This window comes from Roseateles sp. DAIF2 (assembly GCF_015624425.1).
Lineage (GTDB): Bacteria > Pseudomonadota > Gammaproteobacteria > Burkholderiales > Burkholderiaceae_C > Kinneretia.
Map to the genome: position 1 here is coordinate 5,891,609 of NZ_CP049919.1, position 17,229 is coordinate 5,908,837.

Annotated in this window: 12 protein-coding genes; 7 read left to right on the plus strand and 5 right to left on the minus strand. The window is 71.5% G+C overall.

The genetic code is table 11. The features are described 5' to 3' along the window. The first annotated feature begins 97 nt into the window (after positions 1-97). Complete coding sequence (locus G8A07_RS27145) at positions 98-1,384, plus strand: solute carrier family 23 protein (protein WP_195795008.1); 1,287 nt, start codon at positions 98-100, stop codon at positions 1,382-1,384. Between the two features lie 16 nt (positions 1,385-1,400). On the opposite strand, the gene rsmA is transcribed toward G8A07_RS27145, so the two are convergent. Genes rsmA through G8A07_RS27160 form a run of 3 tightly spaced genes read right to left on the minus strand, consistent with a single transcriptional unit; the run spans position 1,401 to position 5,962 of the window. After that, complete coding sequence (gene rsmA / locus G8A07_RS27150) at positions 1,401-2,174, minus strand: 16S rRNA (adenine(1518)-N(6)/adenine(1519)-N(6))-dimethyltransferase RsmA (protein WP_195795009.1); 774 nt, start codon at positions 2,172-2,174, stop codon at positions 1,401-1,403. 13 nt (positions 2,175-2,187) lie between these two features. Continuing rightward, entirely contained in the window at positions 2,188-3,510 is a 1,323-nt protein-coding gene (locus G8A07_RS27155) for a peptidylprolyl isomerase (RefSeq protein WP_195795010.1), read from the minus strand. Then, positions 3,503-5,962, minus strand: coding sequence for an LPS-assembly protein LptD (locus G8A07_RS27160; protein ID WP_195795011.1), 2,460 nt, complete (start codon positions 5,960-5,962; stop codon positions 3,503-3,505). Before G8A07_RS27160 ends, G8A07_RS27155 begins: the two co-directional genes overlap by 8 nt. 123 nt (positions 5,963-6,085) lie before the next feature. Between G8A07_RS27160 and G8A07_RS27165 the strand changes: the two genes are divergently transcribed. Beyond that, positions 6,086-7,150: an aminoglycoside phosphotransferase family protein gene (locus tag G8A07_RS27165; RefSeq protein WP_195795012.1), complete on the plus strand. Its 1,065-nt coding sequence runs from the start codon at positions 6,086-6,088 to the stop codon at positions 7,148-7,150. On the opposite strand, the gene G8A07_RS27170 is transcribed toward G8A07_RS27165, so the two are convergent. Next, entirely contained in the window at positions 7,137-8,147 is a 1,011-nt protein-coding gene (locus G8A07_RS27170) for a LysR family transcriptional regulator (protein WP_195795013.1), read from the minus strand. The two genes, G8A07_RS27165 and G8A07_RS27170, sit on opposite strands and share 14 nt — an antisense overlap. A 106-nt stretch (positions 8,148-8,253) precedes the next feature. On the opposite strand from G8A07_RS27170, the gene G8A07_RS27175 reads away from it, so the two are divergent. From G8A07_RS27175 to G8A07_RS27195, 5 genes are read left to right on the plus strand one after another with little or no spacing between them, the layout of a single operon-like run. Next, positions 8,254-9,564, plus strand: coding sequence for a UDP-N-acetylglucosamine 1-carboxyvinyltransferase (locus G8A07_RS27175; RefSeq protein WP_195795014.1), 1,311 nt, complete (start codon positions 8,254-8,256; stop codon positions 9,562-9,564). A 16-nt stretch (positions 9,565-9,580) separates the two neighbouring features. Next, positions 9,581-10,501: a hypothetical protein gene (locus G8A07_RS27180; RefSeq protein WP_195795015.1), complete on the plus strand. Its 921-nt coding sequence runs from the start codon at positions 9,581-9,583 to the stop codon at positions 10,499-10,501. Positions 10,502-10,515: 14 nt separating this feature from the next. After that, entirely contained in the window at positions 10,516-11,409 is an 894-nt protein-coding gene (locus G8A07_RS27185; protein ID WP_195795016.1) for a TIGR02285 family protein, read from the plus strand. Then, complete coding sequence (locus G8A07_RS27190; protein ID WP_195795017.1) at positions 11,406-12,347, plus strand: pseudouridine synthase; 942 nt, start codon at positions 11,406-11,408, stop codon at positions 12,345-12,347. Before G8A07_RS27185 ends, G8A07_RS27190 begins: the two co-directional genes overlap by 4 nt. A 23-nt stretch (positions 12,348-12,370) precedes the next feature. Continuing rightward, positions 12,371-15,436: a ligand-binding sensor domain-containing diguanylate cyclase gene (locus tag G8A07_RS27195; RefSeq protein WP_195795018.1), complete on the plus strand. Its 3,066-nt coding sequence runs from the start codon at positions 12,371-12,373 to the stop codon at positions 15,434-15,436. Positions 15,437-15,442: 6 nt separating this feature from the next. Here G8A07_RS27195 and soxB read toward each other — a convergent pair whose 3' ends face one another. Beyond that, positions 15,443-17,182, minus strand: coding sequence for a thiosulfohydrolase SoxB (gene soxB, locus G8A07_RS27200; protein ID WP_195795019.1), 1,740 nt, complete (start codon positions 17,180-17,182; stop codon positions 15,443-15,445). Between the last annotated feature and the right edge of the window lie 47 nt (positions 17,183-17,229).

A 17,229-nucleotide genomic window follows, 5' to 3' on the forward strand; every position in this document is an offset into this window, starting at 1 on the left:
CAGGGGCCTTTTCTTTTGCGCGCCTGAGCAGAAGTCCGGACGCCGGCGCCGGGCCGGCTTCGTACACTCGCGGCACTTCAAAACCCCGGAATCCCCGATGAGTTCCCTTTTCCACTGGCGGGAAGTCCGCCCCGCCCCCGGCGCGGTCGTCGCCCCCGACGAGCGCCTGCCCTGGCCCCAGACCTTCGCGATGGGCGTGCAGCATGTGATCGCGATGTTCGGCGCCACCGTGCTGGCACCGATCCTGATGGGCTTCGACCCCAATCTCGCAATCCTGATGAGCGGCATCGGCACACTGATCTTCTTCGTGCTGACCGGCGGCAAGGTGCCCAGCTACCTGGGCTCCAGCTTCGCCTTCATCGGCGTCGTGATCGCGGCCAGCGGCTATGCCGGCGCGGGCCCGAACGGCAACCTGGCCGGTGCCCTGGGCGGCATCATCGCCTGCGGCCTGCTCTACCTGCTGATGGGCTTCCTGGTGATGGCGGTCGGCACGCGCTGGATCGACGCGCTGATGCCCCCGGTCGTGACCGGCGCGGTGGTCGCGGTGATCGGCCTGAACCTGGCCGGCATCCCCGTCAAGAACATGGCGCCGACACCCTTCGACGCCTGGATGCAGGGCCTGACCTTCGTCTGCGTCGGCCTGGTCGCGGTGTTCACCCGCGGCATGCTGCAGCGCCTCTTGATCCTGGTGGGCCTGATCCTGGCCGGCCTGGTCTACGCGCTGCTGACCAACGGCCTGGGCCTGGGCAAGCCGATCGACGTCAGCGGCATCGTCAACGCGCCCTGGTTCGGCATGCCGAAGTTCAGCGCGCCCAGCTTCGACGCGCAAGCCATGCTGCTGATCGCGCCGGTGGCCGTGGTGCTGATGGCCGAGAACCTGGGCCATCTGAAGGCGGTCGGCGCGATGACCGGCCGCAATATGGACCCGCTGATCGGCCGCGCCTTCGTCGGCGACGGCATCGCCACCATGGTCTCGGGCGCCGGCGGCGGCACCGGCGTCACCACCTATGCCGAGAACATCGGCGTGATGGCCGCCACCCGCATCTACTCGACCGCCACCTTCGTCGTCGCGGCCCTGATCGCGCTGCTGCTGGGCTTCAGCCCCAAGTTCGGCGCGCTGATCCAGGCCATCCCGCTGGCGGTGATGGGCGGCGTCTCGATCGTCGTGTTCGGCCTGATCGCGGTGGCGGGCGCCAAGATCTGGGTCGACAACAAGGTCGACTTCGGCGACCAGCGCAACCTGATCGTCGCCGCGATCACCCTGGTGCTGGGCACCGGCGACTACACGCTGAAGTTCGGCGGCTTCGCGCTGGGCGGCATCGGGACCGCCACCTTCGGCGCGCTGATCCTGTGGGCCCTGCTGGGCCGCAGCAAGCGTTCGTAAGAAAGAAGGTCGGCGCTCAGGCGCCGACTTCCTGCGCCAGCGCGACGAACTCCGCCACCGGCACCTCCTCGGCGCGGCGCTGCAGGTCGAAGCTGCCACCGTAGCCGCGGCCTTCGAGCCAGCGGCCCAGGCTGTGGCGCAGCAGCTTGCGGCGCTGCGAGAAGGCGCTGGCGACCAGCTCGCCCAGCAGCGCCTCGTCCAGCACGACGGGCTGCTCGTAGGGCAGCATGCGCACGATCGCCGAATCGACCCGCGGCGGCGGATCAAAGGCCTCCGGTGGCACGTCCATGATGGACTCCACCTGGTAGCGCCACTGCAGCATCACCGACAGGCGGCCATAGTCCTTGCCGCCCGGTCCGGCGGCCATGCGGTCCACCACCTCCTTCTGCAGCATGAAATGCTGGTCGACCACGCGGTCGACGAAGCTCAGCAGGTGGAACAGGATCGGCGTCGAGATGTTGTAGGGCAGGTTGCCGACGACGCGCAACTTGGCGCCCTTGGCCTCGGCCAGCGCGCCGAAGTCGACCTTCAGCACGTCCGACTCGACCACCTCGATGTGCTCGCGCTTGCGCAGCTTGGCAGCCAGGTCGCGGTCCAGCTCGACCACGGTCAGCGGCCGGCTGCTGGCCGGCATGCGCGCCAGCAGCGGCAGGGTCAGCGCGCCCAGGCCGGGGCCGATCTCGACCAGGGTCTCGCCCTCGTCCGGGGCGATCGCATCGACGATGCCGTCGATGATGACGCGGTCGGTCAGGAAATGCTGACCGAAACGCTTGCGGGGAATATGGGCCATCGAACGCTTTTGACTACTGCCACTCGCGCAGTTCGACGAAGGCACGGGCGCGCAGGTCGCGCACCCAGTCCTGGTAGGCGTCCTCGTACTTCTGCTCGCGCAGCGCATTGCGCGCCTGCTCGCGCAGCTGCTTCGGATCGACCTCGACCTCGCGGCGCTCCTCCACCTTGATCAGGTGCAGGCCGAAACGCGAGGGCACCGGATTCGAGATGCCGCCCAGCGGCAGCGCGTTCATCGCTTCCTCGAACTCAGGCACGAAGCCGCCCGGCGAGACCCAGCCCAGGTCGCCACCGCCCTCGGCGCTGCCGTCCTCGGAGTTCTCGCGCGCCACCTGTTCGAAAGTGCTGCGACCGGCCTCGATCGCGCGCTTGAATTCCATCAGGCGGTTCGCGGCCACCTCGGCCGGCAGCTGCGGCGAGGGGCGCAGCAGCACATGGCGCGCATGGGTCTGGGTCACCAGGGTCGCAGCCTCGCTGCCATCGCGGCGCTGCACCAGCTTCAGCACGTGGAAGCCGGCGCCGGAGCGCAGCAGGGTCGGCGCGGTCTCGCCGCTCTTCAGGTCACGCACGAAATCGACGAACACATCGGGCAGGCGATCGGCCGGGCGCAGGCCGATCTCGCCGCCGCGCGCCTTGTTGCCATCCTCGGAGACCTCGCGGGCCACCTTGGCGAACTCCTCGCCGCCCTGGATGCGCTTCAGCGCGGCCTCGGCGCGGGCGCGGCGCTCGGCGACGACGCTCTCGGCCGCCCCCTCCGCCACCGGCACCAGGATCTGCGCCAGGTTCAGCTGCACGCCGCCGGCGTTCTGCTTGCGCTTGTCTTCCAGGTACTTGTCGATCTCGCCATCGGTGATGCGGATGCGGCCCTGCACCTCGCGCTCGCGCACCCGCTCGGTCATCATCTGATCGCGCAGGTTGTCGCGGAAGCGCTTGTAGTCCATGCCCTCCGCCTTCAGGCGCTCGCGCAGCTGCTCCAGGGTCAGCTTGTTCTGGGTGGCCACATTGCCCACCACGCGGTCCAGCTCGGGCTCGTCGACCCGCGAACCGTTCTCGCGCGCATAGGTGACGATCACGCGGTCCTCGATCAGCGCCTCCAGCGCCTGCTTGCGCAGCGCGTCAGGATCGGCGCCGGTGTCGCCGCGCTGGCGCGCCTCGGCGCGCAGCCGCTCGAAACGCTGGCTCACCTCGCTGGCCGCCACCACGTCCTGGTTCACCACCGCGGCGATGTGATCGCCGGGCTTCAGGTTGCTGGCACTACCAGTTTGCGCCCCGGCGACGCCGCAGGCCAGGGCCAGGCTCAATGCGCCGGCCAGGGTTCGAATGGACAGATCAGTCATAGGATCGATTGGACGAGCGGGGTTCGCTCAACTGGCGGTAACCGGGGATATTGTCTCTCAGGACCCCCAGCGCATTCGAACCGATCCGTGACAGGCCCACCAGCTCCAACTGGAGCAGCAGACGGGTGTTGGTCTCGGCCCGGCCGGTGGACAGACGCTCGGCACCGACGCGCAGGATCCAGCAGCCGGCGTCGTATTCCATGCCGACCACCGAATCGGTGAAGCGCCGGTCGCGCAGGCTGTATTGCAGGCGCCCGGCGCTGTACCAGGCACCGCCGCCGCTGCAGCCGCTGCCGGAGGAGTTCGCGTTGACGCTGCGCAGTTGCTCGCGCGCCGCCGCGGCGCCGAACAGCGGCCATTGCCAGCCGAGTTCCAGCTGCTCGCTCTGGCCGCGCGCCAGCCGGTAGGCGGCGCTGAGGGTGCGGAACGGGCCCGGCGAATAGCGCGCGCGCAGGGTCGAGCGCACGCTGCGGCCGGCATCGGGGTTGAACTGCAGATTGCCGTCCAGCCACCAGCGCCGGCTCAGGTGCGCCGAGCCGAGCAGCAGCAGGTCCGAGACCTTCTGCGTCAGCACCTGGCCGTCGGGCGTGATGCGCTGGTCGCTGAACAGGAAGCGCTGCACCAGGCCCAGGCGCAGCAGCTCCTCGCCGCGCTCGGACTCGAGCCAACGCGTCGTCGCGCCGACCGTCAGCTGGTGCGCGTCGGAGACGCGGTCGACGCCGGAGAACTGGTTCTCGGTGTAGATCGAGTCGAAGTTGAAGTCCTTCGCGGCCGCATCGAAGTTCGGCAGCGCCGACTGGTCGCGGTAGGCGGTGTTGACATAGAGCAGGCGCGGCTCCAGGGTCTGCAGCAGATTGCGGCCGAACAGCCGCGTCTCGCGCTCGAAGATCCAGCCATGGTCGATGCTGAAGCTCGGGATCGTGCGCGAGGCATGGCGGTTCACCATCCCGCTCGGCAGGCCCTGCTCGATGCGGTCGAAGGAGTAACTGGCGGCATTGACCGAGACCTTGGGGATCAGCCACCAGGCCGAGCCGCCCATCGGCAGGCTCACATGGCCCAGCGCATGCACGCGCGAGCCGCCGCGGATAGAGCCGTCGGCGCGCTGCGCGGCCAGCAGGTCGGTCGGCAGGTCGAAGCGGTTGTATTCCAGCTCCAACGAGCCCTCCAGGCGCGCGCGGCGGCCCCAGGGGATGAAGCCGGCCAGCACGCCCTCATCGGCCGCGCTGGCCATGCGCAGGCCGATCTGCGGCGAGCGCTGGTAGGGCGAGGCGAAGCGGGTCAGCGGGTCGGTGCCCTGCAGCACCTGCCATTGCTGCACCCGCGCATAGGCGGTGGCCTCGCCCCAGGCAAAGCTGCGCGTGCGGTTCAGCTGCAGATCGGTGCCGAGCAGGCGCTGGGTCGGGCTGCTGATGCGCTTGGGCAGGTCCTTCCAGTAATCATCGTCCGAGACCCGCTCGGCATTCAGCCGGTACTTCCAGTCCCGGCCCAGCTCGCCGCTGTTGGCCAGGTTCAGGGCCCAGCGCTTGCGGTCGGCCACCCGGTCCCAGGGCAGCCAGGCCAGGTTCAGCTGGCCCTGGTGCTCGGACTCCAGGTAGCGGAACTCGCTGTCCAGGCCCACGCCGCGGCGGCTCATCAGGAAGGGCGTCAGGGTCGCATCGCGCTGCGGCGCGATGTTCCAGTAATAGGGCAAGCCCAGCTCGAAGCCGCTGCGGTTGTCCAGGCCCACATTGGGCGGCAGCCAGCCGGACTTGCGCTCGCTGCTGAGCGGGAAGCTCAGTGCCGGCGCGGCCAGGATCGGCACGCCGTGGAAACGCAGCACCGCGCCGGTGGCCAGGCCCTCGTTGGCCTCGAAATCCATCTTCAGGGTCTGGGCCGTCAGCTGCCAGGCCGGGGTCTCGCCCGGCTCGACGGCCGGGCAGCTGCTGTAGGTGGCGGCCTCGGCGCGGATGCGCTTGGCGTCCAGGAAGCGCAGGCTCTGCGCCTGGCCGCCGCCGCCGGTCTGCGAGAAGAAATAGCTCGGCGTGACGAACTCGCCCTCGAAGCGCTCCAGATAGAGCTGCAGGCTCGGGCCGCGCACCACATTGCCGCCACGGCTGACCTCGACGCCGCCGCCGGCCTGGGCCAGGTCGCTGGCATGGTCGTAGCTGAGCGTCTCGGCGCGCAGCAGCAGGTCGCCGTAGCGCAGCTCCGCCTCGCCCTCGGCCTGGGTGCGCTGGTCGAGCTGGGAATCCAGCTTCTTCGCGCTCAGCACCAGGGCCGGCTTGCTCTCCTGGCCGGGCGTGCCCGGCGGCGTCAGCAGGCGCGAGGGCCGCAGGCGCAGCGGCTCGGCCGCGCCGGTAGCCGCGGGCGGCAGCGGGTCGGCCGCCTGGGCCAGGCCCGCCGCGCCCAGGCCGAGCGCCAGCAGCAGGGGGTGCAGGGGGAATCTCGAGGGGGGAGGAGATGGGCGCAGCACGGCGTCGGCGAACGTCTTCTTCTGACGAGGGTAATCGGAACCTCGGCATGCGGCCGACGGTTTGTAGAATTCATTATCCATGAGGGCCCCGACCTGGGCCGCCCGCTCCCCGTCCCGCCCCGCATGAATTCCCTTTCTTCCGCTCCCGTCACCTGGTCCGATCCGGCCCGCCACTCCCAATTCCAGGCCTGGTTGGAGCGCCTGGCGGGCCCCCAGGGTCTGAAACCCGAGACTTTGCGTCTGGCCCATGCCGATGCCAGCACGCGCCGCTATCTGCGCCTGGACCGGGTGGACGGCGGCTCGCGCATCGTGATGGATGCGCCGCCGCAGTTCGGTTCGATGCGCCCCTTTGTCGAGGTGGCCGGCCTGATGCGCGGCTGCGGCCTGCATGTGCCCGCGGTGCACGACTTCGACGAGGCCCAGGGCCTGCTGCTGCTGGACGACCTGGGCGAGCGCCCCTATCTGCAGACCCTGCTGCAGGCCGAGCCGGCCGAGGCCGACCGGCTGATGCGCGCCGCGATCGCCGCGCTGCTGCAGTGGCAGCTGCGCGGCGACGCGAGCCGGCTGCCGGTCTATGACGAGGCCTTCATCCGCCGCGAGCTGCAGATCTTCGTCGACTGGTGCGTCGTCCGCGAGTTTGGCCGCCAATGGGCCGCCACCCAGCAGGGCTGGTGGGAGCACAGCTGCGCCGCGCTGGCCCGCTCGATGCTGGCCCAGCCCCAGGTCGCGATGCACCGCGACTACATGGTGCGCAACCTGATGGTCTGCCCGCCCGAAGAGGGCGTCCCCGGCATCCTGGACTTCCAGGACGCGGTGCGCGGCCCGATCGCCTACGACATGGCCTCCCTGCTGCGCGATGCCTTCATCTCCTGGGACGAGGAGCGCGAGCTGGACTGGGCGATCCGCTACTGGGAGCAGGCGCGCAAGGCCGGCCTGCCGGTGGGCGAGGATTTCGGCGAATTCTGGCGCGCGCTGGAATGGTCAGGCCTGCAGCGGCACCTGAAGATCCTGGGCCTGTTCTGCCGCCTGAAGCACCGCGACGGCAAGCCCGCCTATGCCGAGGACCTGCCGCGCATGTTCGCCTATGCGATCAAGGTGTCCACCCGTTACATCGAGCTCTCGCCGCTGACCCGCTTGCTGGAAGACCTGCAGGGCCATCTGGTGCAGACCGGTTTCAGTCTGCGCTGAGCGCCTCCGCGGCCGTCAGGTCGACGCTGCCGCAGACGCCGGGGTTGGTCTCGCAGCCGGCCGCGGCCAGCCAGGGGTCGCGGTCCTCGCCGCCGAACACATCGAGCAGGAAGTCGAGGAAGGCGCGGGTGCGCGCCGGCACATATTTGCGCGTCGGCATTGCGGCCCAGATCGTGAAGCTGAACAGCCGCCATTCGGGCAGCACACGCTCCAGCGCATGCTCCAGCAGCGCATCCTCGATCAGGAAGGACGGCAGGCCGGCGATGCCCAGGCCATGCAGCGCCGCCGCATAGTTGGTGTCGGCATGGCTGGTGGCCAGCACCGGCTTCTTCGGCACCAGGGTCAGGCTGTCGCCGCCGGGCTCGTCGTCGCCCCAGGCGCCGCGTTGGAACAGGATGCCGCGCTGCAGCTCGGAGACCGGCGGCAGCAGGGTGTCATGGTCGCGCAGCTCCAGCGGATGCGCCGGGCGGCCGCGCCGGTTCAGGTATTCGGGCGCGGCGCACAGGATCACCTCGGTGCGCGCCAGGCGCCGCGCGACGAACTCGCCGTCCAGCGGCTGGCGGGTCTGCAGGATGGTGATGTCGTAGGACTCGTCGACCGCGTCGATGCCGCCCGGCGAGCTCAGCTCCACCGTGACCTGCGGATACTGCTTGTGGAACTTGGGCAGATGCTTGGCCAGCTGGTGCACCGCGATCGCCGGCGGCACCAGCACGCGCAGATGGCCGCGCGGCTCGGTGGTGGCGCTGGTGGCCAGGGCCTCGGCCTCGTCGACCTCGGCCAGGATGCGCCGGGCCCGCTCCAGATAGGCCTCGCCGATATCGGTCAGGGCCAGGCGGCGCGTCGTGCGGTTGATCAGCCGCGCGCCCAGATGATCCTCCAGTTCCGCCACCAGGCGGGTCACGACGGCCGGCGCCAGGTCCAGCGCGCGCGCCGCCGAGGCGAAGCTGCCCTCGTCGATCACGCGCACGAAAACTCGCAGGGCTCTGAGCTGATCCATGCCTCGTTACTCCTGAAATGCCCGGCAAGTCTAAGGGAGGCCGACCAGGGCTTTGCCCAAGCCCGATAATTAGCCCCGCACCCGCACTTCCGGCTATCCGCGCAGCATGTCCAATCTGATCGTCCATGGCGGCAACCCTCTCAAGGGCCGCATCATCCCCTCGGCCAACAAGAACGCCGTCCTGCCCATCCTCTGCGCCACCCTGCTGAGCGCCGAGCCGATCCGGCTGCATGGCGTGCCCGAGATCACCGACGTCAAGAAGATCCTCGAGGTGTTCCGCAAGCTGGGCAGCCAGGTCGCGATGGACTTCAAGACCGGCGTGCTGGACCTGCACCACCGCGACACCCATTTCGACGCGGCGGTGGACCGCCTGCCCGAGGAGATGCGCAGCTCCATCATGCTGGTGCCGGGCCTGATGGCGCGCTTCGGCGCCGCCCGCGTCGAGGACGACGTCAAGGGCTGCACCCTGGGCGCGCGCGAGATCGACCCGCATGTGGAGGTGTTCGAGCGCTTCGGCGGCCGGGTCGAGCGCCTGCCGGACGGCCTGTCGCTGCATGTCGACGGCAAGCTCAGGGCCAACGACCACTGGACCGACTACGCCTCGGTCACCACCACCGAGAACTTCGTGCTCTGCGCCGCGCTGGCCGACGGCACCTCGACCCTGATGAACGCCGCCAGCGAGCCGCATGTGCAGGAGTTCTGCCAGTTCATGCAGCTGCTGGGCGCCAGGCTGGAAGGCCTGGGCACCTCGCGCCTGACCATCCACGGCGTCGAGCGCCTGGGCGGCGGCGAGTTCACCTTCGCCGAGGACTTCCACGAGATCGTCACCTTCCTGGCGCTGGGCGCGATCACCGGCGGCGACGTGCAGGTGAAGAACTCGCATCCCGAGCAGTTCCCGCTGATCGACCGCACCTTCGCCAAGTTCGGCGTGCAGATCCATCACGAGAATGGCTGGTCGCGCGCCAGCATCGTCTCGCCGGACGGCCGGCTGAAGGTCAAGGAGCCCTTCACCCGCAACATCCTGCAGAAGGTCGAGGCCGCGCCCTGGCCCTATCTGCCGGTGGACCTGCTGCCGATCTTCGTCGCCCTGGGCGTCAAGGCCGAGGGCAGCATGATGTTCTGGAACAAGGTCTACGACGGCGCAATGGGCTGGACCTCGGAGCTCAGCAAGTTCGGCGCCCATGCCTTCCTGTCCGACCCGCACCGCATGGTCACCTTCGGCGGCAAGACGCTGTCGCCGGCCGAGGTCGAGAGCCCCTACATCATCCGCGTCGCGATCGCGCTGCTGATGGTGGCGGCCAGCATCCCCGGCCGCTCCATCATCCGCAACGCCACGCCGATCCGCCGCGCCCACCCGCATTTCGCCGAGAACATCGGCAAGCTGGGCGTGCGGGTCGAATGGGTCGAGGGCGACTGAGCGCCGCCCTGCCGCGATGCCGCTGCTGCGCCGCCGTACTGCGCTGCTGGCCGGGCTGACGGCCGCCCGGCCGGCGTTGCCGCGGGCCGAGGAGGCTGCCACGCCGATGCGCTGGCAGGTGCGTGACATGCCGCCGCTGTTCGCCTACACCGGCGGCCACACGCCGACGCGGCTGGAGGACCTGGGCCGCGGCCTGATCGACGGCTATATGCGCCAGCTGCTGCCGCTGCTGCCGCAGTACCGGCACGAGTTCGTCGAGGTCACAGTGCCGCGCGCGCAGGCCTTGCTGCGCGAGGGCAAGACCCTGTGCTCGATGATCCATCTCTACACGCCGGAGCGCCTGGCCGAGCGCTACTTCACGCCGGCCTACCCGATGCCCGGCCAGCTGCAGGCGCAGGTGATCGTGCACCGCAGCCAGCTCGCCCGCATCGCGGCGGCGCTGGGCCCGGCGCCGCTGTCGCTGGCCGCGCTGCTGCAACGCCCCGACTTCAGCGGCATGATGACCGCCGGCCGCTCCTTCGGCGTCGGCGTCGACCGGGTGCTGCGCGCCCAGGCCCCCGGCAGCGGCAACCTGAGTCCGGTGGTGGTGGTGCGGCACAGCAGCGTGCTGACCATGCTGCGCGCGCGCCGCATGGACTATGCGCTGGAGTTTCCCGGCATGGTGGATGAATACCTGCGCAGCGTCGGCGCGCCCGGCGAGCTGGTCGGGCTGCCGATCGCCGAGGCCTCGACCATCGCGCTGTCCTATGCCTCCTGCACCCGCAGCGAGGAGGGCCGGCGCCAGATCGAGGCGATCGACCAGGCGATCCGCCGCCTGGCCCAGCCCGAGCATCGCGCCACCCTGCTGCGGCGCTGGCAGTCGCCCGGCCCGGCCGAGCGCCAGCGCCTGAACCAGTATTTCGACGAACGCGCCCGCGGCGGGCCGCTGATCGAATGAGGGGCCGGCTCCTCATGCTGCTGGGGCTCGCCGCCCTGGCCGCGGTGGCGCGGGCGCAGGAGCCGGCGCCGCCGCCCCTGCTGCGCTGGGTGGTGCAGGACATGCCGCCGCATTTCAGCTACGCGACCGGCCGCGTGCCGACCCGGCCCGAGGATCTGGGCCAGGGCGAGGTGGACGGCTTCCTGCGCCTGCTGATACAGCGCATGCCCGAGTACCGGCACGAGTTCGTCGAGGCCAGCACGCCGCGCTTCGAGGCCCTGTCGCGCCAGGGCCAGACCCTGTGCAGCGTGCTGCATGTGCGCCGCCCCGAGCGCCTGGAATGGGCCTATTTCACCCAGCTGCACCCGGCCCTGGCCGCGCGCCAGATCCATGTGGTGGTGCACCGCGACAGCCTGGCGCGCTTCGAGTCCGGCGGCCAGGCACTGCAGCTGGCCGAGCTGCTGCAGCGCCCCGACCTGGCCGGCCTGCTGCCGCGCGAGCGCAGCTTCGGCCCGCGCATCGACGCGCTGCTGCAGCAGGCCCCGGCCGCGAACCAGCCGCGCACCATCGCGGTCAGCCGCAACACCCAGCTGCTGGCGATGCTGCGCGCCAAGCGCATGGACTACACGCTGGAGTACCCGGCCGTGGTCGACGAGTTCCAGCGCAGCCTGAGCGGCCCACCGGAGCTGGTCAAGCTGCCGCTGGCCGAGGGCCGCAGCACCCAGGTCGCCACCGCCGCCTGCAGCCGCACGCCCGAGGGCCGGCGCCAGATCGAGGCGATCGACCAGGCGGTGCGCCAGCTGGCCGCCGACCCGCAGCGCGAGCGCTGGATCCGCGCCTGGCGCGGCGAGGCCGCCGACGAGGGCGAGCGCCAACGCCTGCTGCGCTACCTCGACGAGCGCGGCCGCGGCGGACCGCTGGTCGAATGAGCCGCCCCGCCAAGCTGGCCCTGCCGCTGCGCGACGGCGTCGGCGCCAGCGCGCTGGCCTGCCCGGCCGGGCCCTGGGCGCTGCTGCTGGACTTCCTGGCCGAGCGTTTGCCGCTGGTCGAGCGCGCCGACTGGGCCGCTCGCCTGCGCGCCGGCGAGGTGCTGGACGCCGACGGCCAAGCACTGCCGGCCGATGCACCCTACCGCGGCGGCGGCCGGCGCATCTACTACTACCGCCGCCTGGCCCAGGAGCATGAGATCCCGTTCGCCGAGCGCATCCTGTTCCGGGACGAACATCTGCTGGTGGCCGACAAGCCGCATTTCCTGCCGGTCACGCCCAAGGGCCGCTATGTGCAGCAGACCCTGCTGACGCGGCTGAAGCAGAGCACCGGCCTGGCCGAGCTGAGCCCGATCCACCGCCTGGACCGCGAGACCGCGGGCCTGTGCCTGTTCGCGCTGCGGCGCGAGGACCGCGACGCCTACCAGCGCCTGTTCCGCGAGCGCTCGGTCGAGAAGGTCTACGAGGCCATCGCGCCATTCAGACAAGACCTGACCCTGCCGCTGCTCTACCGCAGCCGCCTGCAAGAGCGCGCGGACGCCTTCATGCAGATGGAGGAGCGGCCCGGCGGCGAACCGAACGCCGAGACCCGCATCGCGCTGCTGGAGCGCCTGCCCGACGGCCTGGCCCGCTACGAGCTGCGCCCGGCCTCCGGCCAGAAGCACCAGCTGCGCGCGCAGCTGAGCGCGCTGGGCATCCCGATCGTCGGCGACCGGATCTATCCGCGGCTGCTGCCGGAGGAGACGCTGCCCGACTACGGCAACCCGCTGCGGCTGCTGGCGCGCGAGATCGCCTTCGTCGATCCGGTGAGCGGGGCGCAGCGGCGCTTTCGCAGCGGCCTGGCCCTGGCGCCAACCGCGGCGCAGGCCCCGGACCGCTGATCCGCGCTACTTACAATTTCGTCATGCGCCTTCCTTCCCGCGGCGGTCTCGCGCTGCTTTTTCTGTCGATCGGGGCCGCCGCCGCGCCGCCCGGCCCGGCGGCCGGGACCCTGGAGGCGCAGTTCCGCAGCATCGCGGTGCCGCAGAACACCGTGCCCGCCGTGGCGCAGGACAGCGCCGGCTTCATCTGGGTGGCGACCAGCCGCGGCCTGACCCGCTACGACGGCTACCGCCTGCGCCCGATCGAGCAGGCCGGCCACAACGCCGCGCAGCGCAATCTCGGCTGGGTGCGCGCGCTGGCCGCCGGCCGCGACGGCCGCATGTGGATCGGCACCGAATTCCTCGGCCTGATGGCCTATGACCCGGCGCAGGACCGCGTCGAGTCCCATGGCAGCGCGCGCGGCGGCGCCGAGCCGCATGCGCCGATCCGGGCCCTCGCCGAGGACGCGCAGGGCCGGGTCTGGCTCGGCACCATGGGCCAGGGCCTGCAGCGCTACAACCCGTCGACCCGCCGCTTCGAGCCCCAGGACCTGCGCTGGCAGGGCGAACCCGAGCCGCGCGTGCTGGCCCTGCAGGTGGGCCGCGACGGCAGCGTCTGGGCCGGCCATTGGCGCGGCCTGGCGCGCTGGCGCGACGGGCGCTGGGTCGGCCTCGCGCTGCCGCCGCAGCCGGTGCTGGCCCTGACCGAGACCCGCGATGGCCGGCTGTGGCTGGGCACGCAGGACGGTCGTGTCGGTGTGGTGGAGACGGCGGCCGACGGGCAGGACGGCGTGCGCTGGGTGCAGCGGCTGGGCGTCCCCATCCAGGCCCTGGCCGAGGCGGCGGACGGGCGGCTGTGGGTGGGCGGCAAGACCAGCCTGTGGTGGCTGGACCCGGCCAGCGGCCGCATCGAGGCGCGGCTGCGCCACGACCCGCGCCACGCGACCGGCCTGGCCGGCAACGACATCAGCGCGCTGCTGCGCGACCGCAGCGGCGCCATGTGGGTCAGCGGCTACGGCCTGGGCCTGCAGCGCCACCAGCAGCATCCGGCGCTGGCGGTGCGCGGCCCCGACGACGACCCGGCTGGCCCGCTGGCCGAGGCCGATGTGCGCGCGCTGCTGACCCTGCGCGGCAGCGGCGAGGTGCTGGCGCCGACCCAGACCGGGCTCGTGGTGCGCCTGGACGGCCGCCCCGACGGCGCGCTGCGCACCTTGGGCGTCTGGCCGCGCGAGCGCCGCAGCATCGTCGAATCGCTGGCCGAGGCGGCGGACGGCAGCCTGTGGATGGTGGCGGCCGGCCGGCTGGAACACCGCGCCGCGAACGGCCGGCTGCTGCGCGACTGGCCGCTCGATGGCGGGCGCGCGCAGCGCCTGCTGCTGCGAGCCGACGGCGAGGTCTGGCTGGGCATGCAGGAAGGCCTGTACCGCCTGCCCGGCGCGACGGCAGCGGCGCTGCAGCGCGTCGCGCTGGCGGGCGGTGCGCCGCTGCACGGCGGCATCTATGCGCTGCTGGAGGCGCCCGGCGGCGAGCTCTGGGTGGGCGGCCAGCGCGGCCTGTTCCGCGAACGCCCGGGCGGGCTGGAGGCGGTGGCGCAGGCCCCGGACGAGACCCTGGGCAGCCCGATCGTGATGGGCCTGCTGCACGGGCGCGACGGCAGCTTGTGGGTGGACACGCCGGCCAGCGGTCTGCATCGCCTGCGCGGCTGGGACGGCGCGGGCCGTGCGCGCTTCGACCGCATCGGCGAGCGCCTGGGCATGGAGGGCGTGTTTGGCGGCAATCTGCACGAGGACGCGCGCGGCCGCATCTGGAGCCAGCTGCATGTCTACGACCCGGCCAGCGACCGTGCCGAGGCCTTCGGCGCGGCCGAGGGCGCCGCCTTCGGCAGCTTCTGGTTCTTCGCCAGCACCGCGCTGCCGGACGGCGCGCTGCTGTTCGGCGGCAGCCGCGGCCTGCTGCGCATCCGCCCCGAGGCCTATGCGCTGAGCGAGGCCGCGCCGCCGCTGCGCATCAGCGCGTTGCGCGTCAACGGCCAGCCCTACCCGCCGGGCCCGCAGGCCTCGCTGCGCCTGCCGGCCGGTTCGCGCACGCTGGGGGTCGAATTCGCCGCGCTGGACTATGCCGACCCGGCGCGGCTGCGCTACCAGTACCGGCTGCAGGGCCTGGACAACGACTGGACCAGCACCGACGCCAGCGCGCGCAGCCCCAGCTTCGGCCCGCTGAAGCCGGGCCGCTACGTGCTGCAGCTGCGCGCCGCACCGCCGCAGGCCGTGGCCGGCAACACCGCGCAGCTGGAGCTACCGGTCGAGCTGCTGCCGGCCTGGTGGCAGACCCTGTGGGCGCAGGCGGCGGCGCTCGGCCTGGCCCTGCTGGCGGTCTGGGGCTGGGTGCGCTGGCGCACCCGCGTGCTGCGCCGGCGCGAGACCGAGCTGCAGGCCCTGGTGGACGCGCGCACCGCCGAGCTGCGCGAGGCCAGCCTGACCGATGCGCTGACCGGGCTGCGCAACCGCCGCTACCTGGAGCTGCGCCTGGAGGACGACCTGCGCCTGTGCCTGCGCCGCTTCGAGACCCCCGAGGAACCGGGCCTGCCCGGCCCCGACAGCGACCTGGTGCTGATGCTGCTGGACCTGGACCATTTCAAGCGCATCAACGACGCGCATGGCCATGCCGCCGGCGACGCGGTGCTGGTGCAGCTGGCCGCCCGGCTGCGCCGCGTGTTCCGCGAGACCGACTCGCTGGTGCGCTGGGGCGGCGAGGAGGTGCTGGTGCTGGTGCGCGACACCAGCCGCGACGGCGCCGCCGAACTGGCCGAGCGGGTCTGCGCCGCGGTGCGCGAGCAGCCCTTCGAGATCAGTCCGGATCGACCGCTGCTGGAGGTCACGGTCTCGATCGGCTTCGTCGCCTTCCCGCTGGATCCACAGCGGCCGCGCGCCTGGGACTGGGCCGCCTGCCTGGGCCTGGCCGATGCGGCCATGTATGCCGTCAAGGCGCGTGGCCGCGACGGCTATCTGGGCGCCGTGCGGGTGGACGGCCTGGCGCCGCAGGCGCTGTCGCGCGACTGGAGCCTCTGGCAGGACGAGCCGCGCCTGACCCTGCAGCGCAGCGCGGCCTGACGCGCCTCAGGCCGCGGCGCCCGGATTCCCCGCCGCGCCCACCAGCGCCGGGTTGTTGAGCCGGCGCGGCGCAACCTTGCCGCCCGGGCTGGCCGTCAGCCAGCTCTCGACCAGCTCCCAGACCGGCTTGCTGCCGGCCTTGGCGGCTTCTTCCGAGACCGGCGCCCAGCCGGCCACCTTATAGGTCTTGCCGGCCTCGATCGGCTTGCCATTCGGCAGGCGCATCTGGTCGATGCGCGCGCCCATCTTCGCCTCGGGCGTGCAGCGGTAGCTCAGGCCGCCGACACGCACCATGTCGCCGCCCTGCTGGTAGTAGGGGTCGGGGTTGAAGAGGTTGTCCGCCACGTCCTCCAGCACCGTTTTGATCATCTCGCCGCTCATGTCGGTGAGCGTGGTGTGCGGGTAGGTGATCGCGGTCTGGTCCATCAGGAACTCGCGCGTGATGGTCTGGCCCGGCAGCAGGGTCGTGCCCCAGCGGAAACCGGGCGAGAAGGCGACCTCCGCGCCCTGCACCTGCATCAGCGCGTCGCACAGCAGCTGGTCCCAGGAGCCGTTGAAATTGCCGCGGCGGTACAGCAGGCCCTCGGTGACGGCCAGCGGCTCGGCCAGCTTGGCGGCATAAGGTGCGCGCAGCTGGGTGATCAGCGCCTGCATCTCGGCGTCGGCCGGCAGCAGGTTGGCAAACACCGGCAGCAGGCGGTACTTGAACTCGGCCGCACGGCCGTTCAACACCCGCACATCCAGCACGCCGAGGAACTTGCCGTTGCTGCCGGCGTTGGTCACCAGGGTCTGGCCGCCGCGGTTCTTCACCGCCACCGGCACTGGCACGCCGTCATGGGTGTGGCCGCCGAGGATCGCGTCCAGGCCGCTGACCTTGGAGGCCAGCTTCAGGTCCACGTCCATGCCGTTGTGGCTCAGCAGCACGACCAGTTGCGCGCCCTTGGCCCGCACCGCGTCGATCTGCTGCTGCAGCTCCTGCTCGCGGATGCCGAAGCTCCAGTCCGGCACCATGTAGCGCGGGTTGGCGATCGGCGTGTAGGGAAAGGCCTGGCCGATGATCGCGACCGGCACGCCGTTGATTTCGCGCAAACTGTAGGGCGCGAACACATCGTCGCCGAAGTCCTGGGTCTTGACGTTGTGGGCGACGAAGTCGAGCCGGCCCTTGAAGTCACCCGCGAGAATCTCCTGCACGCGCTGCTGGCCATAGGTGAACTCCCAGTGGCCGGTCATCACGTCGACGCCCAGCAGCTTGCAGGCCTCGACCATGTCCTGCGCGTTGGTCCACAGCGCGGTGGCCGAGCCCTGCCAGGTGTCGCCGCCGTCCAGCAGCAGCGCGCCCGGGCGGCTGGCCTTCAGGCGCTTGACCAGGGTAGCCAGGTGCGCAAAGCCGCCGACCTTGCCGTAGCGGCGCGCGGCGCGCTCGAAGTCCAGATAGCTGAAGGCATGGGCCTCGGCCGTGCCGGGGCGGATGCCGGCCGCCTTCAGCAAATGCTCGCCGACCAGATGCGGCAACTGGCCCTTCTGTTCACCGAAGCCCAGGTTGACGCTGGGCTCGCGGAAATGGATGGGCAGCAGCTGCGCATGGCAATCGGTCATGTGCAGCAGCGACACCGCGCCGGGCCCCTTGAACGGGGCGGGCAGCTCGTAGGGCGAGGCCGCGGCCGCATGGGCCTGGCGCCCGAGGCCGAAACCGGCCACCGAGGCGGCGCCCAGCAGCTGGACGAATTCGCGTTTGCTGAGATTCATGAGGGCAAGGCTCCGCCGGCCCCGCGGGGCCGCTGGTGATTCGGGCT